The 22,780-nt window shown below is 65.8% G+C and carries 18 protein-coding genes and 2 pseudogenes; 14 read left to right on the top strand and 6 right to left on the bottom strand.

Annotated features, from left to right (window positions below; all coding sequences use genetic code 11):
• Positions 1-171 precede the first annotated feature (171 nt).
• The 4 genes from HAP48_RS20675 to HAP48_RS20660 all read left to right on the top strand — a co-directional run bounded on the left by HAP48_RS20675 (position 172) and on the right by HAP48_RS20660 (position 4,025).
• Complete coding sequence (locus HAP48_RS20675; RefSeq protein WP_166210663.1) at positions 172-1,212, top strand: class I fructose-bisphosphate aldolase; 1,041 nt, start codon at positions 172-174, stop codon at positions 1,210-1,212.
• Entirely contained in the window at positions 1,213-1,902 is a 690-nt protein-coding gene (locus HAP48_RS20670; protein WP_166210666.1) for a thiamine phosphate synthase, read from the top strand.
• Between the two features lie 7 nt (positions 1,903-1,909).
• A complete protein-coding gene (locus HAP48_RS20665; protein WP_166210669.1) occupies positions 1,910-2,983 on the top strand; it encodes a tetratricopeptide repeat protein in 1,074 nt (357 codons plus the stop codon).
• Positions 2,984-3,230: 247 nt separating this feature from the next.
• A complete protein-coding gene (locus HAP48_RS20660; RefSeq protein WP_166210672.1) occupies positions 3,231-4,025 on the top strand; it encodes an inositol monophosphatase family protein in 795 nt (264 codons plus the stop codon).
• A 113-nt stretch (positions 4,026-4,138) separates the two neighbouring features.
• Here the strand turns inward: HAP48_RS20660 and HAP48_RS20655 are convergent, their stop codons facing one another.
• A complete protein-coding gene (locus HAP48_RS20655) occupies positions 4,139-7,318 on the bottom strand; it encodes a multidrug efflux RND transporter permease subunit (RefSeq protein WP_166210675.1) in 3,180 nt (1,059 codons plus the stop codon).
• A gap of 6 nt (positions 7,319-7,324) precedes the next feature.
• Positions 7,325-8,530: an efflux RND transporter periplasmic adaptor subunit gene (locus tag HAP48_RS20650; protein WP_175612311.1), complete on the bottom strand. Its 1,206-nt coding sequence runs from the start codon at positions 8,528-8,530 to the stop codon at positions 7,325-7,327.
• Positions 8,531-9,062: 532 nt separating this feature from the next.
• On the opposite strand from HAP48_RS20650, the gene HAP48_RS20645 reads away from it, so the two are divergent.
• From HAP48_RS20645 to HAP48_RS20630, 4 genes are all read left to right on the top strand, one after another.
• Positions 9,063-10,052 (top strand): flagellar motor protein MotA, encoded by a 990-nt coding sequence (locus tag HAP48_RS20645; protein ID WP_166210678.1) that lies wholly within the window; start codon positions 9,063-9,065, stop codon positions 10,050-10,052.
• A gap of 15 nt (positions 10,053-10,067) precedes the next feature.
• A complete protein-coding gene (locus tag HAP48_RS20640) occupies positions 10,068-10,439 on the top strand; it encodes a VOC family protein (protein WP_166210681.1) in 372 nt (123 codons plus the stop codon).
• Between the two features lie 90 nt (positions 10,440-10,529).
• A complete protein-coding gene (locus HAP48_RS20635; protein ID WP_166210684.1) occupies positions 10,530-11,558 on the top strand; it encodes a peptidoglycan -binding protein in 1,029 nt (342 codons plus the stop codon).
• Complete coding sequence (locus tag HAP48_RS20630) at positions 11,559-12,008, top strand: GNAT family N-acetyltransferase (RefSeq protein WP_166210687.1); 450 nt, start codon at positions 11,559-11,561, stop codon at positions 12,006-12,008.
• Between the two features lie 983 nt (positions 12,009-12,991).
• Here the strand turns inward: HAP48_RS20630 and HAP48_RS20625 are convergent.
• A complete protein-coding gene (locus HAP48_RS20625) occupies positions 12,992-13,984 on the bottom strand; it encodes an aldo/keto reductase (protein ID WP_166210690.1) in 993 nt (330 codons plus the stop codon).
• A gap of 109 nt (positions 13,985-14,093) precedes the next feature.
• Here HAP48_RS20625 and HAP48_RS20620 point away from each other — a divergent pair, with 109 nt between their 5' ends.
• Entirely contained in the window at positions 14,094-14,987 is an 894-nt protein-coding gene (locus tag HAP48_RS20620; protein WP_166210693.1) for a LysR family transcriptional regulator, read from the top strand.
• A gap of 198 nt (positions 14,988-15,185) precedes the next feature.
• Positions 15,186-15,458 carry a hypothetical protein gene (locus HAP48_RS20615; protein ID WP_166210696.1) on the top strand — a complete coding sequence of 91 codons (273 nt, stop codon included), beginning with the start codon at positions 15,186-15,188 and terminating at the stop codon, positions 15,456-15,458.
• A gap of 88 nt (positions 15,459-15,546) precedes the next feature.
• Here the strand turns inward: HAP48_RS20615 and HAP48_RS20610 are convergent, their stop codons facing one another.
• Positions 15,547-15,867, bottom strand: a complete 321-nt coding sequence (locus HAP48_RS20610) for a PilZ domain-containing protein (protein ID WP_166210699.1) — start codon at positions 15,865-15,867, stop codon at positions 15,547-15,549.
• A gap of 307 nt (positions 15,868-16,174) precedes the next feature.
• On the opposite strand from HAP48_RS20610, the pseudogene HAP48_RS20605 reads away from it, so the two are divergent.
• The 4 genes and pseudogenes from HAP48_RS20605 to HAP48_RS20590 form a co-directional block, all read left to right on the top strand.
• Positions 16,175-17,155, top strand: a pseudogene (locus HAP48_RS20605) (AMP-binding protein); the annotation flags it as partial.
• 414 nt (positions 17,156-17,569) lie between these two features.
• Positions 17,570-18,643, top strand: a complete 1,074-nt coding sequence (locus HAP48_RS20600; protein WP_166210702.1) for a DUF2252 family protein — start codon at positions 17,570-17,572, stop codon at positions 18,641-18,643.
• Positions 18,644-18,805: 162 nt separating this feature from the next.
• Positions 18,806-19,777 carry a S1C family serine protease gene (locus tag HAP48_RS20595; RefSeq protein WP_166210705.1) on the top strand — a complete coding sequence of 324 codons (972 nt, stop codon included), beginning with the start codon at positions 18,806-18,808 and terminating at the stop codon, positions 19,775-19,777.
• 24 nt (positions 19,778-19,801) lie between these two features.
• Positions 19,802-20,884, top strand: coding sequence for a carboxylesterase family protein (locus HAP48_RS20590; protein ID WP_166210708.1), 1,083 nt, complete (start codon positions 19,802-19,804; stop codon positions 20,882-20,884).
• 116 nt (positions 20,885-21,000) lie between these two features.
• On the opposite strand, the pseudogene HAP48_RS20585 reads toward HAP48_RS20590, so the two are convergent.
• Positions 21,001-21,902, bottom strand: a pseudogene (locus HAP48_RS20585) (SDR family oxidoreductase).
• 57 nt (positions 21,903-21,959) lie between these two features.
• Positions 21,960-22,700 carry an SDR family oxidoreductase gene (locus HAP48_RS20580; protein WP_166210711.1) on the bottom strand — a complete coding sequence of 247 codons (741 nt, stop codon included), beginning with the start codon at positions 22,698-22,700 and terminating at the stop codon, positions 21,960-21,962.
• Between the last annotated feature and the right edge of the window lie 80 nt (positions 22,701-22,780).

Below are 22,780 nucleotides of genomic sequence, written 5' to 3'. Positions count from 1 at the left end.
ATCGCCTGAAACATTAAGGCGGGACACCGGCTCCGACGCAGTTGGAAACGGTGTCCCGGGGCTTGATCGCCGGCTGCGACAAACAGCGGCCGCGACGAACGTTTTCTAGGCATTTGCCCGAGAACCGCCTATTTTGGTTTGCAAAGGCAATGCGCTCTGGAGAACGTTTCCATGAACCTCGCTGACCTCAACAAGATTGCCCTCGCCATGGTCACCCCGGGCAAGGGCATCCTTGCCGCCGACGAATCCTCCGGCACCATCAAGAAGCGGTTCGACGCCATCAAGGTCGATTCGACCGAGGACAATCGCCGCGACTATCGCGAGATGCTGTTCCGCTCGCAGGAAGCGATGAGCAAGTATATCTCGGGCGTGATCCTCTACGACGAGACGATCTGGCAGAATGCCAAGGACGGCACGCCGCTGGTCAAGCTGATCGAGCAGGCCGGCAGCATTCCCGGCATCAAGGTCGACGAAGGCACCCAGGCGCTGCCGAATTGTCCGGGCGAACTCGTCACCGTCGGCCTCGACAAGCTCGCCGAGCGACTGAAGAAATATTACGAGCGCGGTGCGCGCTTTGCGAAATGGCGCGCAGTGATCGATATCGGCTCTGGCGCCGGCAGCCGCGGCATCCCCACCATGACCGCGATCCGCGTCAACGCCCATGCGCTGGCGCGCTACGCCGCGCTGTGCCAGGCCGCGCAGATCGTCCCGATCGTCGAGCCGGAAGTGCTGATGGACGGCGATCACGACATCGACCGCTGCTACGAGGTCACGCAGCGCGTGCTGAACCGCACCTTCCAGGAATTGCGGGTGCAGCGCGTGGCGCTGGAAGGCATGATCCTGAAACCGAACATGGCGATCTCGGGCAAGAAGTGCCCGAAGCAGGCGTCGGTGCAGGAAGTCGCCGAGAAGACCATCCGCCTGCTCAAGAGCTGCGTGCCGGCCGCAGTGCCCGGCATCGCCTTCCTCTCCGGCGGGCAGAGCGACGAGGAAGCGACCGCGCATCTCGACGCCATGAACAAGATCGGTCATTTGCCCTGGCGGCTGACCTTCTCCTATGGCCGCGCGCTGCAGGCGGCGCCGCAGAAGGCGTGGTCCGGCAAGCCCGACAACGTCCCTGCGGGCCAGCGCGCCTTTTCGCATCGCGCCCGGATGAACGGGCTGGCAAGCACCGGCAATTGGGAAGCCGGCCTCGAAAAGCAGGCGGCATAGTTGGCCACCAAGCCCGTTCCGCCGCGGCCGGCGCCGCGCCTCTATCTGGCAACGCCGCCGCGCGATGAGCCCGCGCAGCTTGCGGCCGAGCTTGCCGAGCTGCTTGTCGTGGCTGACGTCGCGGCCGTTCTGGTGCGGCTGCGCGAGAGCGACCCGCGCAGCATGATCTCTTACGTCAAGGCGCTGGCGCCGGCGGTCCAGAACGCGGGCGCAGCGTTATTGATCGACGGCCATCCCGATATCGTGGCTCGTGCCGGCGCCGATGGTGCGCATCTGACCGGCGTCGCCGCGATGGAAGAGGCAATGCCCTCGCTGAAACCCGACCGTATCGTCGGCGTCGGCGGGCTCGCGACGCGCCACGATTCCATGGCCGCAGGAGAGGCCGGTGCCGACTACGTGCTGTTCGGCGAGCCCGATGCCCGGGGACAGCGGCCCTCGACCGAGGCGATCGCCGAGCGGCTGCAATGGTGGGACGAACTGTTCGAGCCGCCTTGCATAGGCTTTGCGACCTCGCGCGAGGAGGCCGAGGCGTTCGCGGCGGCCGGCGCCGATTTCGTGCTGGTCGGAGAATTCATCTGGTCCGATCCGCGCGGCGCCAAGGCTGCGCTCGTCGAGATCGGCGAAGCGATTGCGCAGGCCCATGCCAGCACATTCGGCACGGCCAGGGCCGAGGGAAAGGCCGAGGGATGACGCCGGAATGAAATGGCTGCGTCCGATAGGTGTTGCGCTCGGCTGCACGATGCTGGCGAGCGGCGCGATGGCGCAGCTCTCGATCACGCCGCCGGCCCAGACGCCGCCGCCTGCGCAGAAGGAGGCGCCGAAAGAGAAGCCGAAGGTGCATGCGCCGGTTGCGAAGAAGCCGACGCCGAAGCCTGCCGCCTCGGCGACGCCCAGCCCGACGCCCTCGCCAACCCCGACGCCTGATGATCCCAATGTCGACCTCGTCTACGGCGCCTATCAGCGCGGCATGTACAAGACGGCGTTCGACCTCGCGACCGCGCGCGCGCAGAACAACAACGATGCCAAGGCGATGACGATGCTGGGCGAGCTCTATGCCAACGGGCTCGGCGTCAAGCGCGACTACGTCAAGGCCGACGAATGGTACAAACGCGCCGCCGATGCCGGCGACCGCGAGGCGATGTTCGCGCTCGCGATGATGCGGATCGCGGGCCGCGGCGGCACGGTGGACAAGGATTCCGCGGTCAAGCTTTTGGCATCGTCGGCCAAGCTCGGCGAACCCAAGGCGGCCTATAATCTCGCGCTGCTCTATCTCGACGGCCAGACCCTGCCGCAGGACCTCAAGCGCTCCGCCGAATTGCTGCGGATGGCCGCCGACGCCGGCAGCCCCGAGGCACAATACGCGCTCGCCACCTTCTACAAGGAAGGCACCGGCGTGCCGAAGGACCTCGAAAAGGCGGCGCGGCTGCTGCAGGCCGCCTCGCTGGCCGACAATGTCGATGCCGAGGTCGAATATGCTATCGCGCTCTACAACGGCTCCGGCACGCCGCGGAACGTGCCGGCGGCGGTGGCCATGCTGCGCAAGGCGGCCCGGCAGAACAGCGCGATCGCGCAAAACCGCCTCGCCCACGTGCTGGCGACCGGCGCCGGCGCGCCGGTGGACAAGGTCGAGGCGCTGAAATGGCACACCGTCGCCAAGACCGCCGGCAAGGGCGACCCCGATCTCGACGACATCCTCGCCGATATGAGTCCGGAAGACCGCGCCAAGGGTGAGGCAGCTGCCCGGAAATGGATCGGAAACAACGTCAAATGACGCCTTGACGGGGCGGCCTCCAGAGGGCACCCCAGTCCGCGAATCCAAGGCAGTTCCCCTCCCGCCCCGTCATCCTGAGGTGCGAGCGGAGCGAGCCTCGAAGGATGCACGGCCCCGTTGATGGGCCGTCGGCCTTCGAGACGCGCGTTCCGCGCTCCTCCAGCGACAATGGCGTAGCCATTGCGCGGGGATGACGGGACCACTTTGAACCCGCCGTCAGCTCAATCGCACCGAAGAAGCCGCCATCATGCTCTACTCCGCCCTCATCAATGTCATGGTCAAGGCCGCGCGCCGCGCCGGCCGCAGCCTCAAGCGCGACCTCGGCGAGATCGAACATCTCCAGGTGTCGCTGAAGGGGCCGGCGAACTTCGTCTCGCTCGCCGACAAGCGCGCCGAGGAGATGCTCTACACCGACCTCGAAAAGGCCCGGCCCGGTTACGGGTTCCTCGGCGAGGAAGGCGGCCAGCGCGAAGGCTCGGACAAGAGCCACACCTGGATCGTCGATCCCTTGGACGGCACCACCAACTTCCTGCACGGCATCCCGCAATTCGCGATCTCGATCGGGCTCAAGCGCGAGGACACGATCATCGCCGGCGTGATCTACAATCCCGCCAATGACGAACTCTACATCGCCGAGCGCGGCAAGGGCGCGTTCCTCAACGACCAGCGGCTGCGCGTCGCCGGCCGCCGCCAGCTCAACGAATGCGTGGTCGCCTGCGGCCTGCCGCATATCGGCCGCGGCAATCACCAGCTGGCGCTGCAGGAGATGGCCGCGCTGCAGACCAAGGTCGCGGGCTTCCGCCGCTTCGGCGCCGCCTCGCTCGACCTCGCCTTCGTCGCCGCCGGCCGGCTCGACGGCTTTTGGGAGCGCAATCTGCAGCCCTGGGACATCGCGGCGGGCCAGATCATGGTCCGCGAAGCCGGCGGCACCGTCTCCGGCATCCAGGGCAATGACGACCCGTTGCAGACCGGCCACGTCGTCTGCGGCAACGAGTTCGTGCACGGCGAGCTGATCAAGATTTTGAAGCCGCTCGGGCATTGATAGCTCGTCATGCGCGGGCTTGACCCGCGCATCCATCAATCTTCGCAAAGAGTCGTCGTTTCAATGGATGGCCGGTTCATAGGCGAGCGGAAGCGACGCCGTCCTTCGGACGGCTATGCCCGGCCATGACCATTTAGTGCGCCCCCCTTTGCCGGCGCAGACGGGCTGTGCACCGCACCCTGCTCCGGCGCCCTCTCCCGATCCCCCGCCAGCACGCGCTGCACGCTGACGAAGAACACCGGCACCAGCAACAGCGCCAGGATCACCACGGCGATCATGCCGCCCATCACCGACGTGCCGAGCGCCTGCTGGCTGGCGCCGCCGGCGCCGGTCGCGATCGCCATCGGCAGCACGCCGCAGACGAAGGCGAGGCCGGTCATCAGGATCGGGCGGAATCGGAGGCTGCACGCCTCGATGGTCGCCTCGACCAGCGGCTTGCCCTGCGCGCGCAGATCCTTGGCGAATTCGATGATCAGGATCGCGTCCTTGGCAGCGAGACCGATGATGGTGATCAGGCCGACCGTGAAATAGACGTCGTTGGACAGGCCGCGCATCGTTGCGGCCACCACCGCGCCGAGAATGCCGAGCGGAATCGTGAGTAGAACCGCGAGCGGAATGGTCCAGCTCTCATAGAGCGCGGCGAGCAGCAGGAACACCACCAGCACCGACAGCGCGAGCAGGAAGGGTGCCTGCGAGCCCGACAGTTTCTCCTGCAGCGACTGGCCGGTCCACTCGTAGCCGAAGCCGCGCGGCAGCTTGTCGGCAAGCCGCTCCATCTCGGCGATCGCATCACCCGAGGTGAAGCCGGGCCGCGCCTCGCCGGAGATGCGCACCGCCGGATAGTAGTTGAAGCCCGCAATTTGCGTCGGCCCCTTCGACCACTCGATGGTGGCGAAGGCCGAGAACGGCACCAGCTGGCCGCGGCTGTTCTTGACGTTGTAATTCAGGATGTCGTCCGCGTTCATGCGGCTGGTCTTGTCGGCCTGCACGATGACGCGCTGCATGCGTCCGCGGTTCGGGAAGTCGTTGATGTAGTTCGAGCCGAGATTGGTCGAGATCGTGTTGTTGATGTCCTCGAAGGTGAGACCGAACGCGCCCGCCTTCTCGCGGTCGATCATCAGATTGACCTGCGGCGCCGGCGGCAGGCCTTCGACATAGACCTTCTGCAGCACGGCACTGGCATTGGCCTCCGCGATCAGGCGGTCGGATGCGGCGATCAGCGCCGCATAGCCCTTCTGGCCGCGATCCTCCAGGCGGAACGAGAAGCCCGAGGAGTTACCGAGATTGTCGATCGGCGGCGGCTGCAGCGCCGAAATCCTGGCGTCGCGGATCGACGACGACAGGTCGCGGTTGATGTCGGCAACGATCGCGGCAGCGGAATCCTTCGGGCCGCGCTCCGACCAGTCCTTCAGCGTGATGAAGGCCTGCGCGGTGTTCATGCCCTGGCCGAGGAAGCTGAAGCCGGTCAGGAACGTGACGTTCTCGATGCCGGCACGGGTCTTCAGGTACTTCTCGACCTGCTCGACCGCAGCTTCGGTGCGGGCATAGGACGACTCCGACGGCGTCTGCACGTCGGTCGTGATGAAGCCCTGGTCGTCGACCGGCAGGAAGCCGCCGGGCAGCCGCACGAAGCCATAGGCGACGCCTGCGAACAGCACGAGATAGATCAGCATCAGGCGGCCGGTGCGCTTCAGTCCGGCCTGCACCGTGCTGACATAGCCGGCGCGGCTGGAGTCGAGCACACGGTTGAACCAGCCGAACACACCCCTGCGGGCATGGCCGTGGCCCTTCTCGACCGGCTTGAGCAAGGTCGCGCACAGCGCCGGCGTCAGCGACAGCGCGAGCAGCGCCGAGAACGCGATCGCCGCCACCATGGTGACCGAGAACTGGCGGTAGATGATGCCGACCGAGCCGGGGAAGAACGCCATCGGCACGAACACCGCCATCAGCACCAGCGTGATGCCGATGATGGCGCCGGTGATCTGCGACATCGCCTTTTTGGTGGCCTCCTTCGGCGGCAGGCCTTCCTCGGCCATGATTCGCTCGACGTTCTCGACCACGACGATGGCGTCGTCGACCAGGATGCCGACCGCCAGCACCATGCCGAACATGGTCAGCATGTTGATCGAGAAGCCCACGACCATCAGCGTGGCGCAAGTCCCGAGCAGCGCCACCGGAACCACGATGGTCGGAATGATGGTGTAGCGGATGTTCTGCAGGAACAGGAACATCACGATGAACACCAGCACCACCGCCTCGACCAGCGTCATCAAAACTTTCTCGATCGAGGCCTTGACGACGGGGGTGATGTTGTAGGGGATCTCGTAGCCGATATTGGCCGGGAAGAAGCGCGACAGCTCCTTCATCTTGGCCTCGACCGCGCTCGCGGTCGCCAGCGCATTGCCCTTCGGCGACAGCAGCACCGAGAGGCCCGCGGTCGGCTTGCCGTTCAGACGGGTGTTGAACTGATAGCTGAGGCCGCCGATCTCGATCCGAGCGACGTCGCGCAGGCGGACCGTCGAGCCGTCCGGGTTGGCACGCAGGATGATCGCGCCGAACTCGTCGGGCGAGGAGAGCTGGCCCTTCACCAGCACCTGCGCGGAGATCTTCTGCATATCGGTGCTCGGCTCGGCGCCGATGCTGCCGGAGGCGACCTGGGCGTTCTGCGCCGTGATCGCCTTGTTGACGTCGTCGGCGGAGAGGCCGTAGCCGACCAGCTTGGCCGGATCGATCCAGATGCGCAGGCTGCGCTCGGTCGAATACAGCGTAGCCCGGCCGACGCCGGGGATGCGGCGCACCTCGCCCAGCACGTTGCGGATCATGAAGTCGCCGAGGCCGACTTCATCCAGCGAGCCGTCGGTCGAGTTCAGCGTGATGATCTGCAGCACGGCAGAGGAGGCTTCCTCGACCAGGATGCCCTGCTGGATCACGGCGCGCGGCAGCCGCGCCTCGACGCGCTTAAGGCGGTTCTGCACCTCGACCGAGGCCTGGCTGGTGTCGGTGCCCGGCTTGAAATTGGCGATGATCTCGACCTGGCCGAGCGAGTCGGAGGTCGATTCGAAGTTCAGGATGTTGGCGGCGCCGTTGAGCTCCTCCTCGATCAGCCGCGTCACGCTGTTGTAGAGGTTTTCAGGCGACGCGCCGGGATAGCTCGTCGAGATCAAGATCGAGGGCGGCGCGATGATCGGATATTGGGCGACCGCGAGCAGCGGAATCGAGATCGCACCGACCAGACAGATGAACAGCGCGACGACCCAGGCGAAGATCGGCCTGTCGATGAAGAAGCTGGGCATGTCGGATCACCGCACCGCGTGCGCGGTCTGCTGCGAATCCGTCATTGCAGCAGCGTCGATGTCACGCCAGGCCTGCGGCCGCACCTTGTCGCCGGCGGCGAATTTCTGGAACCCCTCGACCACGACCATGTCGCCGGCCTTGAGGCCTTCGGTCACGAACCAGTGGCCGCCCTGCAGCGAGCCGGTACGCACCGGCTGCACCGCGACGAGGTTGTCGTCCTTGACGACGAACACCTCGCTGCCGCCGCCGCCATTGCGCTGGATCGCCTGCTGCGGCACCGCGATCGCATCCGAGTCGATGCCCTGCTCGATCTGCACACGGACATACATGCCCGGCAGCAGGATGCGATTGGGATTCGGGAACTCGCCGCGCAGGGTCACCTGCCCGGTATGGGCGTCGACCTTGGCGTCGGAGAACAGCAGCTTGCCCGGTATCGGATAGATCGAGCCGTCGTCGAGCACGAGGCGGACCTTCATTGCGTCCGACGCAATGCGGTCGAGGTCACCGCTCTCGAAGGCGCGGCGCAGCTGATTCATCTCGGTGACCGACTGCTGGAAGTCGGCATAGATCGGATCGAGCTGCTGGATGGTCGCAAGGCTCGCGGCGTCGTTCTGCACCACGAGCGCGCCCTCGCTGACCAGCGCGGCACCGATGGTGCCGTCGATCGGCGCGCGGATCGTCGCGTAATCCAGATTGAGCCTGGCGCGCGCGACATCGGCCTCGCGGCCCTGCACGTCGGCTTCGGCCCCCTTCAGGGTTGCGATCGCCTTTTCGTTCTCGGCTTCCGCCGCCGCGCGCTGGGCAGTCAAAGTGGCTATACGGCGCGCCTGCAGCGACGCCTGCTCCTGCACCGCCTTGGCGCGCGCCAGCGCCGCCTCGGTCGACTGCAATTCGACTTCGAATGGGCGCGGATCGATCTGGTACAAGGGATCGCCGACCTTCACCTCGCTGCCCTGATGGAACATGCGGTTCACGACGATGCCGGAGACGCGCGGGCGCACCTCGGAAACGCGGGTCGGTGCGATGCGGCCCGGCAGCTCGCGCACCATCGCGCGCACCTGCGGCTTCACAGTGACGACACTGACGTCCGGCTCGGGTGATGCTTGTACGGCGGCGGCTGCAGTACTCGGCTCGTCGCAGCCAGCAAGCAGTGGCGCCGTCACGGCCAGCATCAGAGCAATGCATGCCGATTGCGCGCGAAGTCCAGACATTGAGATGATCGCCCCTGTGGGTTGCAATAAACAAACGGCGGCGTCACACCGACACCGCTTCTGTTGCTGAAAGTAAAACCCGCTTGCTGCGATGCAAAGCGTTTGTCGGGCGGCTCAATGTCACACAAACCTATCGCACTGATTTCGTGGCATGTTTTAGCGAGTCACCGGATTGTGAGTGGGTTCCATCGCAGGCTGTGGGAATGCATTAACGACTGCGTGAGCGGGAATAGGTCAATTGCCTGCGCAGGAATGCCGCACATCGCAACATCATGAGGCGCAGCGAACGAATCACCGGTCACGGCACTTGCCTCACCCGATGGTGCGTGCGGCCCGCACGCGATCTGCTGACCGGACCGGCTCCGGCGCCAATGGCGATGCGCGGACCGGGCTGGAAAGCTAGGCGAAGCGGCAGCAACCCGCCCGGTTTCAACCCAAGGTTCTGCGCGCCCGCTTTGGATTCGGCTTTCCTCACTCCGCCGCTGTGCCATATTGCTGGCAGATGCGGCCTTCGCGAACGGATGATCCGGCAATGCCCCCTTCCCGCTCCGATATGGAGATCGAACTGAGCAAACTGTCCTCGCCCCGGATCTTCCTGGTGCGGATGCTGGTGTTCCTGGTGCTTTGCGGCCTGGTCGGGGTCGTGCTGTACAAGCAGATCGTCACCGCCTTCTTCGCCAATCCCGGCCTGAACGCCCTGATCGGCGCGGTGCTCTTGATCGGCATCATCCTGGCGTTCCGCCAGGTGATCCGGCTCTATCCCGAGGTCGCCTGGGTCAATAATTTCCGCATCGCCGATCCCGGGCTTGCGATCGACCGCCGCCCGAAGCTGCTTGCCCCCATGGCCGCCATCCTCGGCGGCGAGCGCTCGGGCCGGATGTCGATCTCGCAGCAGACCATGCGGCATCTGCTCGATTCGATCGCAACCCGGCTCGATGAAGCCCGCGACATCTCGCGCTACATGACCGGCCTTTTGGTGTTCCTCGGCCTGCTCGGCACTTTCTGGGGCCTGATCGAGACGGTGGGCTCGGTCGGCAAGGTGATCGACGGGCTCAAGGTCGGCGGCGATTCCGGCGCATTGTTCGATACGCTGAAGGAGGGGCTGGCCGCCCCGCTCGGCGGCATGGGCATCTCGTTCTCGTCCTCGCTGTTCGGCCTCGCCGGCTCCCTGATCCTCGGTTTCCTCGATCTGCAATCGAGCCAGGCCCAGAACCGCTTCTACACCGACCTCGAGGACTGGCTCGCCACCACCGTGCGCGGCATTTCCGGCGACGAAAGTGGCGTCACCGGCGACATGCAGGGGGCGATCGACCGCCTCCGGACTGCGCTCGAGGACGGAAGCGGCGGCGGCCGCAACACTACGGCGGCGATGGCCAATCTCGCGGAGGCGATCCAGGGGCTGGTCGCGCATATGCGCACCGAGCAGCAGATGATCCGCGAATGGGCCGACGGCCAGGGCGAGCAGAACCGCGAGATCAAGCGGCTGCTCGAGCGCCTTGCCCGACAGCCCGAGAAGAGTTGAGCCGCGGAGGCCTGTGTGCTGGACCACGTGACCATCGGCATCAGCGATATCGAGCGATCCAAGGCGTTCTATGACGTGGCCTTGCGGTCGCTCGGCATCAGCCGCCTGTACGCCGAAGGACCGGAGTTCGCGGGTTATGGCGTTGGCCCGAAGGCGTTCTTCTGGATCGGCCGCCGCGACACGCCGCAGACCGGCGCCCACATCGCCTTCACCGCAAGCGATCGCGCCACCGTCGATCGCTTCTACGAGGACGCGATCAGGGCCGGCGGCAGGGACAATGGACGGCCGGGAATTCGGCCGCACTATCATGCAAACTACTACGGCGCCTTCGTGCTCGATCCCGACGGCCACAACATCGAGGCCGTCTGTCACGCGCCGCAGGACTGACTGCGTCAAAGCCTTCTTGTTTTGACGCGTTTTCTTCACGCGAACCGGTATCCACTTCGCTTGAAAACGCTTTAGATAAAGGGAAACCGAATGGCCCTCGCCCGCTCGCGCCGCAGCGAATCCGGCTTCAACTACTGGCCCGGCTTTGTCGACGCGCTGTCGACGCTGGTGCTGTCGATCGTGTTCCTGTTGTCGGTGTTCCTCGTGGTGCAGTTCTTCCTGTCGCAGGAGGTCACCGGCAAGGACAAGGCGCTGGAACAGCTCACCGCCAAGATCGCCCAGCTCAACGAGCTGTTGTCGCTGGAGAAGCTCTCCAAGCTGACGCTCGACGACCAGATCTCGCAGCTCCGCGCCGGGCTCGCCTCCGCCGAAGGCGAGCGCGACCGCATGAAAGGGCTCTATGAGGGGCTCGCCAGTTCCGGCAACGACGCGCAGGGCCGCGCCAACGAGCTCAACAAGGCGCTGGAGTCCGAGAAGAGCGTGTCGTCGCGCGCGCTGGCGCAGATCGAGGTGCTGAACCAGCAGATCAGCGCGCTGCGCCGCCAGCTCGCCGCGCTCGAGGAAGCGCTCGACGCCTCCGAGAAGCGCGACAAGGAATCGCAGAGCCGGATCGCCGATCTCGGCTCGCGCCTCAACGTCGCGCTGGCGCAGCGGGTGCAGGAACTGTCGAAATACCGCTCGGAGTTCTTCGGCCGGCTGCGCGCGATCCTCGGCAACCGGCCGGACATCCGCATCGTCGGCGACCGCTTCGTGTTCCAGTCGGAAGTGTTCTTCGACACCGGCCAGGCGACGCTGCTGGCGGAGGGCAAGACCGAACTCGACACCGTGGCCAATGCGCTGATCGATCTGGACAAGCAGATCCCGGCCGAGATCGCCTGGGTACTGCGGGTCGACGGCCATACCGACGTGCGGCCGATCAACAGCCCGCTGTTCAAGTCGAACTGGGAGCTGTCGTCGGCGCGCGCGATCTCGGTGGTGCAATATCTGGTCTCGCTCGGCGTGCCCGCGCAGCGCCTGGTCGCCGCCGGCTTCGCCGAATTCCAGCCGCTCGACACCGCGCAGACCGAAGACGCCTACAAGCGCAACCGCCGCATCGAGCTGAAGCTGACGGAACGGTAGGTGGCACACGCCTTCGCGCTCCGTCCCTATCGCGCCGCGGATGAAGACGCCGCCATCGAGCTGTGGCGGCAGACCTGGCAGCAGGCCTATCCGTCGATCGATTTCGACGCACGCGTGGCATGGTGGCGCGAGCGCTGGCGCAACGAATTGGTGCGCGATGCCGCGATCGTCGTCGCGGAAGAGAGCGGCGCGCTGGCCGGCTTCGTCACCATCGACAACACCGGCTATCTCGACCAGCTCGTGGTCGATCCCGCGCACTGGGGCTCGCCGCTGGCAAGCGCGATGCTCGATGAAGCCAAGCGCCTGTCGCCAACCGGCGTCACGCTCTTGGTCAACAAGGACAACGCCCGCGCCATCCGCTTCTATGAACGCAACGGCTTTGTGCATGCCGGCGAAGACATCAACCCGACCTCGGGACGCCCGGTGCTGAAGATGGCGTGGAGGCGGTGAACAACTTATTTGCGGTGTCATCACCCGCGCATGCGGGTGATCCAGTATTCCAGAGACAGCTTTGCTTGGGCCGAGAGGCCGCGGCGTACTGGATCGCCCGGTCGAACCGGGCGATGACAGTGTGGGTGGGGACGCAGCTTCGCGTTCTCGCGACATGATTTGTCCGAGTCTTGCTCTTCGTTTCACCCTCCTCTTGAACAGAGGGCGCAGGGAAAGCCGGGTGCCGATCGCACCCATGGGCCCCGAGCAATGGGTAGAAAGCTCGGGGGTAGGACCACAGGTGTAACCGGAGCAATCCGGCTTTCCCTGCGCGATGGGTTACGGCTTATTTCGTGCTCTCCCCGGCGAGACTGGGCTTGTTTGTCACCGCCCTCGCATCACGCCTTCGCGTGTTGCGACGAGACACCTGCCGCTAGGGCGTCAGGACCACACGACTTCACCGTCCGCCTTGCGTGTTCTCGTCAGTCACACGCTCGGCGTCCACCGCATCCCACACCGCGTTCGTGACGACCGCGAAGCGCCCCTCGATCGGGTGAGACGGGCGAACCATACACCGAGTTATATTTCTGATAAAGCGAAATGTTTTTGCTGCGGGGGCTTGCCCCGTCGGGCAACTCAGTAGCACGCGCGCGTGAGGCAGCCACCGGCGGCAGGGTTCCCTCTCCCCTTGTGGGAGAGGGTCAGGGAGAGGGGTGCCACACGACGTACGCTCTCCGGGTCTGTCACGGCGATAAGCAAACGAAATTTTGCGAGGGCAATGCGCTCATCGAACAGTTCAGCCCGGGGCCACCCCTCTCCTCACCCTCTCCCATCGCAAGTCGGGCCTGCCCGACTTGCGCAAATCAATGATGCGCAACCGGGGTAAACTCCGGTTGCGTGGGAGAGGGAGCCTGAGAGGTGTGCTCACCTCACCATCATTCCACGCCTCACCGTCATTCCGCGGTATGTGAAGCGCGAGCGCGACTTGACGAACAAACGTCCCCTCACCGGCCGACCATCTGCTGCAAATGCTCCGGATATCGCGCGCCCTGCACCTCGATCGCGGCCAGCGCCGTGCCGATCTCGGCAAGATCGGCGGGCGTGAGCTCGAGCCGCGCGGCGCCGATGTTCTCGTCGAGACGATTGAGCTTGGTGGTGCCCGGGATCGGCACGATCCACGGTTTTTGCGCGAGCAGCCAGGCCAGCGCGATCTGGGCCGGTGTCGCGCCCTTGCCGGCGGCGATCCGGCCGAGCTGATCGACCAGCGCCTGGTTGGCGCGGCGGGCTTTCGGCGAGAAACGCGGCACGAGGTTGCGGAAGTCGTCGCTCGCAAACGTGGTGGATGCGCTGATCGCGCCGGTGAGAAAACCTCGGCCGAGCGGGCTGTAGGGCACGAAGCCGATGCCGAGCTCCTCCAGCACCGGCAGGATCTCCGCTTCCGGCCCGCGCTCCCACATCGAATATTCGCTCTGCAATGCGGTGACCTTCTGCACCGCATGGGCGCGGCGAATGGTCTGCACGCCGGCCTCCGAGAGACCGAAATGCCGGACCTTGCCGGCAGCGATCAGGTCTTTCACGGTGCCGGCGACATCCTCGATCGGCACCGCGGGATCGACCCGATGCTGATAGAACAGATCGATGACATCGGTCTTCAGCCGCTTCAGCGAGGCGTCCGCGACCGCCCTGATGTGCTCAGGCCGGCTGTTCAACGAGCGGTGCCGCTCGGCCATGGAGCCGATATCGAAGCCGAACTTGGTCGCGATCACGACATCGTTGCGGAACGGCGCCAGCGCCTCGCCGACCAGTTCCTCGTTGACGAAGGGGCCGTAGACCTCCGCGGTGTCGAACAAGGTGACGCCGCGCTCGACGGCGCCGCGCAGCAGCGCGATGCCGGCCGCTTTGTCGACCGCTGGACCATAGGCGAAGCTGAGGCCCATGCAGCCCAAGCCGATCGCCGATACCTCCAGATTGCTGTTTCCGAGTTTACGCTTCTGCATATCGTCTCTCCGCATCAAGGACTGGAACCTGCCGCTGCGGCATTTAGGGCGTGCACAGGCGCGCCATTAGACGTAAAAATCGGGATGGACTTATGAGTTGGATTCATCAATGCCGCGGCATGACGTCAACGACCTGATCGCCTTCCTCGCGGTCGCGCGCGACCGCAGCTTCACCCGCGCCGCGGCAAGGCTCGGCGTCTCGCAATCGGCGCTCAGCCACACCATGCGCGCGCTGGAGGAACGGCTCGGCGTGCGGCTTCTGACCCGCACCACGCGCAGCGTCGCGCCGACCGAGGCCGGCGAGCGGCTGCTGCAGGGCGTCGGTCCGCGCTTCGAGGAAATCGAGGCCGAGCTCGCCGCGCTCAACGCCCTGCGCGAGAAACCGGCCGGCACCATCCGCATCAATGCCGGCGAGCACGCGGCCGAGACCATCCTGTGGCCGGCGCTGGAAAAGTTTCTGCCGCGCTATCCCGACATCAAGGTGGAGCTGACCGTCGACAACGGGCTCGCCAACATCGTAGCCGAGCGTTTTGACGCCGGCGTTCGCCTCGGCGAACAGCTGGCCAAGGACATGATCGCGGTGCGGATCGCGCCGGATTTCCGCATGGTCGTGGTCGGCGCGCCCACCTACTTCAAGAGGCGGGAGCGACCGAAGCGGCCGCAGGACCTGACACAGCACACCTGCATCAACATTCGCCTGCCGACCCATGGCGGCATCTATGCCTGGGAATTCGAGAAACGCGGACGCGCGATCAAGGTCCGCGTCGACGGACAATTGATTTTCAACAGCACCGCGCTGCGGATCAAGGCCGCGTTGGCCGGGCTGGGGCTCGCCTATGTGGCCGAGGATCAGGTGGAGGCGCAACTGGCCAAGGGCCAGCTGGTCCAGGTGCTCGACGACTGGTGCGCGCCATTCCCCGGCTATCACCTCTATTATCCGAGCCGCCGGCAATCCTCACCGGCCTTCGCCCTGCTGGTCGACGCGCTGCGCTATCGGGACTGATCGTGAACGTCCGCGCACCAAGTGCGCTCCACACGGATATTTGCTTCGCAGTTGACGCGGCTGCCGGGAACGAGACCAACATGGCCGCCGTTATTGACACGCAATCTTGAGGGCCTGCTTGACGGCCAGGCGGATGTCTCGTCTCCGTCGCGGCCCTATATAGTGAAGCAGCCTCACCGCCTGATCTCGGAGTAGCGCATGCTCAGGAACAAACACGCCATCATCATCGCCGCCGGCCTCGTGCTCGCGCCGGCCCAGCTTCTTGCGCAGAGCACGGGCGGCGGCAGCGCCCTGCCGCCCCGGCCAGGCGACCGTGCGACTTCGTCGGGCGGCGTCGGCGGGAGCGCGCTTCCGACCCAGACCGGCCAGCGCGTTGCGCCGTCGTCCGGCAGCAGCGCCGGCAGTGCGGCACCGGCCCTTCCGGGAAGCTCGATGGGCACGACCGGCAACAACGCATCAACGGGACGCTGAGGCGCGCTTGCGCGAGCCGCCGAGGTCGCGGCGATACGATCGGCGGTTTGCTCCGCTGAGCAACCGGTCGAATACTAGTCGATGAATGCTAGATAACGCCGGCCGGTTCCGCGGCCGGCTCGGCGGGCTCAGGCTCCGCCACCACGAATTTGAGCCCGTAGGTCTTGCCGCGCCGCCACACCACCTCGCAGGGATAGCGCTTGGCGTGATCGGCGAGCAATGTCAGCGCAAGGCGGTCCTTCACCTCGAACTCGACCTCGGTCGTGATCTTGGCGCCGCCGGGCGAGATGTCGACCACGGCGCAGGCGCTTTCGGTTGCGCCGTCATCGACCGTGATCCAGGCCGCACGATTGTTGAGCTGGCGCCGCGGCTCGCGACTGACCTTGATCCGTGCTCCATTGCTCGTCATCGTCGTCGTCCTCGAAGACATTGGGGACCGGGCGCGTCGATCGACAGGCCCGGCACGCAACCGCACGGGCCACCATGCCGTCCCCCCGTAAAGTCCGGCTTAGCGCGATCGCTTGAACTTTACCGGAATCTTGACGGGGCTTTTAGGTAACCGGGATTCCGCAATTCCCTCAGCATGATACCGGCCGTATCGGCGGCCGTCGGCTTGACACGGCGACCGCATAGTTGGTGAAGTGGCGGCCGTGGCTTTGGCCACATCCCTGCAACAAGAGCGCTTCAAGCCGCCCCCTTTCTGACGGAAACGCCCCATGCTGATCCCCTTAGCCGACGTGCCGCGCTGGTATGCCGAACGCAAGCCGCTCGACGCGATCGCCGTCAGTCACGGCGCTGAAGCGCTGACCTGGCTCGAGCTCGAGCGCCGCGCCAATGCGCGGGCGCGGGCGTTCGCCGCCAAGGGCGTCAAGCCCGGCGACTTCGTTGCGATCGGGCTGCCCAACAGCAACGCGTTCTTCGAGACCTCCTTTGCGGTGTGGAAATGCGGCGCGACGCCGACCTCGCTGTCGTGGCGGCTGCCGCGCGGCGAAGCCGCCGCGGTGCTCGAGATCCTGAAACCGTCGCTGGTGGTCGGCGGCGAGGCCGACTGGAATGCGCCGAATTCTCTGCCGGTGAATTTCGTGCCTGAAGGATTCTCCGAGGAGCCGCTCGATGCGCCGGTTGCGCGCTACTGGAAGGCGATGACGAGCGGCGGCTCGACCGGACGGCCGAAGGTGATCCTCGATCACAACCCCGCCGTGATCGATACCACGACGCCGCCGCTGCTCGGGATTCCGTTTGAGGCGTCGCTGCTCAATCCGGGGCCGCTCTATCACAACGCGCCGTTCATCCTGTCGCATTCCGCGCTGTTCGGCGGCGGGCGGCTGACCGGCATGGTGAAGTTCGACGCCGAGGAGACGCTGCGGCTGATCGAGCGCGAGCGCGTGCAATGGGTCAACTTCGTGCCGACCATGATGCACCGGATCTGGGCGCTGCCAGAGGAAGTGCGCAACCGCTACGACGTCTCCAGCCTGCAGATCGTATTTCACATGGCAGCGCCGATGCCGCCCTGGCTGAAGGAGAAGTGGATCGAGTGGCTCGGCCCGGAGCGGGTCTGGGAGCTCTATGGCGGCACCGAGCGGCAGGGCGCCTGCGTGATCTCCGGCGTCGAGTGGATGGCGCACAAGGGTTCGGTCGGCAAGATCGGCGAGACCGCGAAGCTCCGCATCATCGGCGAGGACGGCAACGACGTCGCGCGATGATTCCGGCAAGGTCCGCCGCACCATGCTGCGCGACGAGCGCGCCGCCTGGATCAAGGAGAACCGCGCCTTCCGCATCATGCCAGCGCGCGCATCGGCGAAAACGGAGTAGCGCCTTGGCTTACCTCGCCCCGCTTGCGGGGAGAGGCGTAGGCCGCCGTTGGCGGCCGTCGTTCGAGAACGCCGAAGCGGCGCTTCGGCTATGACGCATCGTGAGACGCGTTCCGGGTGAGGGGGTACAGGTCTCACGGCGTTCACAGGTGGCGGAAGCAGCCCTCACCCCAACCCTCTCCCCGTGAAGAACCGGGAGAGGGGGTTTCAGCAAACTCGGTTTGAGAAACATTTCACTATACTACATTCTGAGGTAGCATCACGGATCGGCAGGCGCCGCTAACCGTGGCAGGTAGTCCCATGTCGTTTCGCAGTGACAACAAGGCGTTCGAGGCCTGGCTCGCCGAACAGTGCGACGTCGTCAAATCCGACATCGTCTACAAGCACCACCGGATGCGCAAGAGCGCGTTCATCTTCCTGCGTGCGACCTATTTCCGCTGGGCGCGCAAGATCGGCGACTGGTGCCCGGATCTGATGGATGCGCCCGCGGTGCTCTCGGTCGGCGATCTGCATCTGGAGAATTTCGGCACCTGGCGCGATGCCGACGGACGCCTGGTGTGGGGCGTCAACAATTTCGACGAGGCCGCCGTGATGCCCTATGTGCTCGACCTGGTGCGGCTTGCGACCAGCATCCGGCTCGCGCCGCGCCCGGCGATCAGCGCAAGCGAGGCGGCTGCCGCGCTGCTCGACGGCTACCGCGAAGGGCTCGACGATCCGCAACCAGCGCTGTTGTTCGAAGGCCAGGCGTGGCTCAGGCCCTACGCCGAACCGGATGAGGCGAAGGTGAAGAAATTCTGGAAAGACGTCGCAGATTATCCGACCGCAGCGCCGCCGCCGAAGATCGCCGCAGCGCTGCGCGCGAGCCTGCCGCGCGATGTCGCGCGCAACAGCATTCGGCTGTGCCGCATCCTGCGCAAGGGTGGCGGCGGCCTCGGACGGCCGCGCTATGCGGCGATTGCCTATTGGCGCGGCGGCCAGGTCGTTCGCGAGGCGAAGGCGCTGGTGCCGTCGGCATGGAGCTGGGCGCATGGCAGCCGCGCCCGCAGCGCGCCTCACTTCATGGCACTGGCAACCGGACGGTACCGGGCGCCGGATCCATTCCTGCGTCCTCGTCACGGCTTCATCCTGCGCCGCATCGCCGCCGATTCCCACAAGATCGAGCTCGGCGAGGATGCCGGACGGAAACTGCAACGCAAGCTGATCAAGGCGATGGCTTATGATCTTGCATCGATCCATGCAGCCGGCACATCCCGGGTCAGCCGGTTGCGGGAAGACCTCAAGCGGCGGCAGCGGAAACAGCGCAACTGGCTCGATGCCGCCGCCGAAATCGCCGAGGCCAAGGTGCGGCGCGATTTCCGGGAGTGGCGCGGCTGAACCCGATGCTGAACGCGCGGGCAGCGGCGTGCCCGATCTGGCATCTCGATCATCCGCCAATTGACTGTTATATATCACGGAAGCGGACGACAGTCCGGACCGTGATCTTTTCGCCTCGCACGGCGTTATCGACGACGCATTTGCGCCCCTGCGGAGACCTACATGCCCTCCACCACCGAATGGAAAGTGCCACCGGCCTTTCAGCCTCGCCCCGAAGATTACCGCTTCGATCTCGATCGCGCGCTGACGAGTGTGGTCGGCCTGCATTCGATCATTCCGCCTGACGCCTTCAGCGCCGAGACGCTCGGCACCGAGCGCGCCGGCAATGGCGTGCTGATCGACGACGGGCTGGTGCTGACGATCGGTTACCTGATCACCGAGGCCGCAACGGTGTGGCTGCATCTCGGCGACGGCCGGGTCGTCGAGGGCCACGCGCTCGGTTTCGATTTCGAATCCGGCTTCGGCCTGGTGCAGGCGCTCGGCCGGCTCGATCTCGCTCCGCTGCCGATCGGCCGGTCGGCGGCAACGCGGGTCGGCGACAGTGTCGTGGTCGGCGGCGCCGGCGGCCGCACCCGCTCGGTCGCGAGCCAGATCGTGGCGAAGCAGGAATTCGCGGGCTATTGGGAGTACCTGCTCGACGAGGCGCTCTTCACCTACCCGTCGCATCCGAACTGGGGCGGCACCGGACTGATCAACAATTCCGGTGAGCTGATCGGCATCGGCTCGCTGCAGCTCGAACGCGAGCGCTCGGGCCGCGCCGAGCATGTCAACATGATCGTGCCGATCGATCTGCTCAATCCGGTGCTCGACGATTTGCGCAAGTTCGGCCGCGTCAACAAGCCGTCGCGGCCGTGGCTCGGCATGTACACGACCGAGATCGACAACCGCCTCGTGGTGGCCGGCATTGCCAGCAAGGGTCCGGCGGCGCGCGCCGAGCTGAAGACCGGCGATGTCATCATCGCGGTCGACGGCGACAAGGTGACGAGCCAGACCGGCTTCTACCGCAAGCTCTGGTCGCTCGGCACGGCCGGCGTCGACGTGCCGCTGACCGTCTACCACGAAGGCGTCACCTTCGACGTGACGCTGACCTCGATCGACCGCATGAAGCTGCTGAAGGCGCCGCGGCTGCACTAGAGCAAAAAGAAAGAGGCAGCGGCGATGAGCGAGGCCGTGGTTGATAACATCGTGGCCGTGCTGCCGCCGCTGTTGCAGACGCTGGAATCGCTGTCCTTTGTCGCGCGCAATCTCAACCCGCCGGACTTCGATCGCGTGATGCAGATCGCGGGCGAGCCCGACGAGGCCTTGCAGGCGGTGCGGCCGCTTCTCGCCGGATGGCCGGAGAGATTCGACCACATCAAGACCGCACTTGAAGCTGCGATCGATGCGGCGCTCGCGGGCTACGCGGGCCTGCGCGCGGTGCAGAATGGCGAAGGCGATCTGGTCAGCGTGTTCCGCGCGCTGCGCTATCTGCCGCGGGCGCAGGAGGCACTCTATCCCTTGACGGAGTTGCCGCCGGTAAGCCACTTCTTCCTCGCGCCCGACTTGCGCGAGAATGCCGATCTGCAGGCCAGGCTCGCTGCCACGCCAAACGAGAACACCGGCATTTTCCATGAGCGCAACGAACCGGGCAGCCGCGGCGGCTTCTCGATGTATGTGCCGGAATATTACGCGCCCGATCGCACCTGGCCGCTGGTGATGGCGCTGCATGGCGGCAGCGGCAACGGCCGCGGCTTCCTGTGGAGCTGGCTGCGCGACGCGCGCAGCCGCGGCGCCATCCTGGTGGCGCCGACCGCGACCGGCCAGACCTGGGCGCTGATGGGCGACGACACCGACACGCCGAACCTCAACCGCATCATCGACCAGGTGCGCGAACGCTGGCGCATCGACGAGACGCGCATGCTGCTGACCGGGATGAGCGACGGCGGCACCTTCAGCTATGTCAGCGGGCTCGACGGCGCCTCGCGCTTCACGCATCTTGCGCCGGTCGCGGCAACCTTCCATCCGCTGATGGCCGAGATGGCCGATGCGGATCGGCTGCGCGGCTTGCCGATCTTCATCACCCATGGCCGGCTTGACTGGATGTTCCCGGTGCAGACCGCACGGCAGACCCAGGGATTGCTGTCGGCCGCCGGCGCCAAGGTCACCTATCGCGAGATCGATGATCTCAGTCACACCTATCCGCGTGAGATCAATGCGGAGATCTTCCGGTGGCTGAACGGCGATCGCGCCGACGGCGCGTAGGGAACTGTATCCCCGTCATTGCGAGCGAAGCGAAGCAATCCATCGCGCCACAAGCGGAGGCATGGATTTCTTCGTCGCTATCGCTCCTCGCAATGACGTGGAGGGAGCGCGTCGAGTTACTCATTCACCCGCGGCTTGAGCAGGTCGGAGAAGCCGACCCGGTGCAGCATCTCGTTGCGGACGCGGTCGATCACGCCGAAGGCAACCTCGGCACCGTCCTGGGTCGGATCGATGTGGACGCGGAACGGCCGCTTGCCGAACGGCGTGTCGACGACGCTGACGATCGCATCGGCAACCGATGAGGCGTCTGCATCCTCGGGCACGATCGCCGCGAACGCCTTCATGATCTCCTCGCCGAAGCCGGCATAGGGACCCGCTTCATATTCGGCCACGCGCGCGCCTGGTCGGCGGGACGGCCGGAATGCGCGAAGTGGTTGGTGCCGCCGGTGAAGGCGCCGGGCACGATGATCGAGGTCTCGATGCCCCAGCGCGTGAGCTCGCGGGCATAGATCACGGCCATTGCATCCATGCCGGCCTTCGCCGCGAAATACGGCGCGAGATAGGGCGGCGTGCCGCCGGCCGAGCTGCTGCTCGACACCCAGACCACAAGCCCCTTGCCCTGCTTGCGCAACTGCGGCAGCGCCGCGCGGTTGACGCGCTGGGTCGAGAGCACGTTGACGTCGTAGAGCTCGGCGAGCTGCTCGGGCGTGAACGCCTCCGCCGGGCCGAACACCATGTGGCCGGCATTGTGCATGACGACGTCAAGGCGACCTTCCTCGGCGACGATTTGCGCGATCGCCGCATCAACCGAGGCCTGCGAGCCGACATCGAGCTCGAGCGCGCGCAGATCGACATTGTTGTCCCTGGCGAATTCCTCGATATCGGCGACCGCGGCAGCGTTGCGGCCGGTGGTGTGGCGCATCGAGGCGTAGACAATATGGCCGGCCCTGGCGAGCGCGTTGGCGGTGAGGCGGCCGAAGCCGCTCGATGCGCCGGTGATGACGATGACCTGTTTCATGACACTTATCCCTGTGAAGTCGGGTTGAATGAGCGTTGGGTTGAAGGTGTGAAAGCGTCAGACCAGGCCGCCATTGGCGCGCAGCGTCTGGCCGTTGATCCAGGAGCCGTCGGGACCAACCAGGAACGACACTGCGTTGGCGATGTCGTCGGGCGTGCCGAGCCGCTCCAGCGGCACCATCTTGGCGAAGCGGTCGATCAGTTCGTCCGACTTGCCGTGCAGGAACAGGTCGGTCGCGGTCGGGCCGGGCGCGACCGCATTCACGGTGATGCCGCGGCCGCGCAATTCCTTCGACAGGATCGCGGTCAGTGACTCGATCGCCGCCTTGGTCGCGACATAGATGCCGTAGGTCTCGAGCCTGGTGCCGACGACGCTGGTCGAGAAGTTGACGATGCGTCCGCCGTCGCGCAGCCGGCGCGCCGCCTCGCGCATGGTGTTGAAGCTGCCCTTCAGATTGACCGCGACCTGCTGGTCGAAGGCGGCATCGTCGCTGTCGGCGATCTTGCCGAGCTTCATGATGCCGGCATTGTTGACCAGCACATCGACGCCGCCGAACGCCGCTTCCGCCGCGTCGAACATGCCGCGCACCGCGTTGGCATCGCTGACATCGGCCTTGGCCGTCAGCGCCCGGCCGCCGGCGGCCTCGATCCGGTCGGCGACCGCCCGGGCGGGCTTGGCGTCGCCGGCGTAGTTGATGACGACGGTGAAGCCGTCCCTGGCGAGGCGCTCGGCAACCGCCGCGCCGATTCCGCGCGAGGCACCCGTCACCAGAGCTACCTTGTTGGCTTGGTTGGTCATTTTCAGTCTCCCATCTGGTTGTGCGGCCGAGCCGCGTTCGATGGGAGGACGCTATTCCTTGTCGCTAGCCGGATAATCAT

Source organism: Bradyrhizobium septentrionale (assembly GCF_011516645.4).
In the GTDB taxonomy this organism is placed as follows: domain Bacteria; phylum Pseudomonadota; class Alphaproteobacteria; order Rhizobiales; family Xanthobacteraceae; genus Bradyrhizobium; species Bradyrhizobium septentrionale.
This window is presented reverse-complemented; position numbering and strand designations above follow the sequence as displayed.

Excerpts from the sequence above, each read along its gene's own strand:
- HAP48_RS20655 (WP_166210675.1), bottom strand. The coding sequence starts at position 7,318 with ATGCCCAGCTTCTTCATCGACAGGCCGATCTTCGCCTGGGTCGTCGCG.
- HAP48_RS20600 (WP_166210702.1), top strand. The coding sequence starts at position 17,570 with ATGTCGTTTCGCAGTGACAACAAGGCGTTCGAGGCCTGGCTCGCCGAA.
- HAP48_RS20595 (WP_166210705.1), top strand. The coding sequence starts at position 18,806 with ATGCCCTCCACCACCGAATGGAAAGTGCCACCGGCCTTTCAGCCTCGC.
- HAP48_RS20615 (WP_166210696.1), top strand. The coding sequence starts at position 15,186 with ATGCTCAGGAACAAACACGCCATCATCATCGCCGCCGGCCTCGTGCTC.
- HAP48_RS20645 (WP_166210678.1), top strand. The coding sequence starts at position 9,063 with ATGCCCCCTTCCCGCTCCGATATGGAGATCGAACTGAGCAAACTGTCC.
- HAP48_RS20590 (WP_166210708.1), top strand. The coding sequence starts at position 19,802 with ATGAGCGAGGCCGTGGTTGATAACATCGTGGCCGTGCTGCCGCCGCTG.
- HAP48_RS20650 (WP_175612311.1), bottom strand. The coding sequence starts at position 8,530 with ATGTCTGGACTTCGCGCGCAATCGGCATGCATTGCTCTGATGCTGGCC.
- HAP48_RS20660 (WP_166210672.1), top strand. The coding sequence starts at position 3,231 with ATGCTCTACTCCGCCCTCATCAATGTCATGGTCAAGGCCGCGCGCCGC.
- HAP48_RS20635 (WP_166210684.1), top strand. The coding sequence starts at position 10,530 with ATGGCCCTCGCCCGCTCGCGCCGCAGCGAATCCGGCTTCAACTACTGG.
- HAP48_RS20625 (WP_166210690.1), bottom strand. The coding sequence starts at position 13,984 with ATGCAGAAGCGTAAACTCGGAAACAGCAATCTGGAGGTATCGGCGATC.
- HAP48_RS20665 (WP_166210669.1), top strand. The coding sequence starts at position 1,910 with ATGAAATGGCTGCGTCCGATAGGTGTTGCGCTCGGCTGCACGATGCTG.
- HAP48_RS20580 (WP_166210711.1), bottom strand. The coding sequence starts at position 22,700 with ATGACCAACCAAGCCAACAAGGTAGCTCTGGTGACGGGTGCCTCGCGC.
- HAP48_RS20620 (WP_166210693.1), top strand. The coding sequence starts at position 14,094 with ATGCCGCGGCATGACGTCAACGACCTGATCGCCTTCCTCGCGGTCGCG.
- HAP48_RS20675 (WP_166210663.1), top strand. The coding sequence starts at position 172 with ATGAACCTCGCTGACCTCAACAAGATTGCCCTCGCCATGGTCACCCCG.
- HAP48_RS20610 (WP_166210699.1), bottom strand. The coding sequence starts at position 15,867 with ATGACGAGCAATGGAGCACGGATCAAGGTCAGTCGCGAGCCGCGGCGC.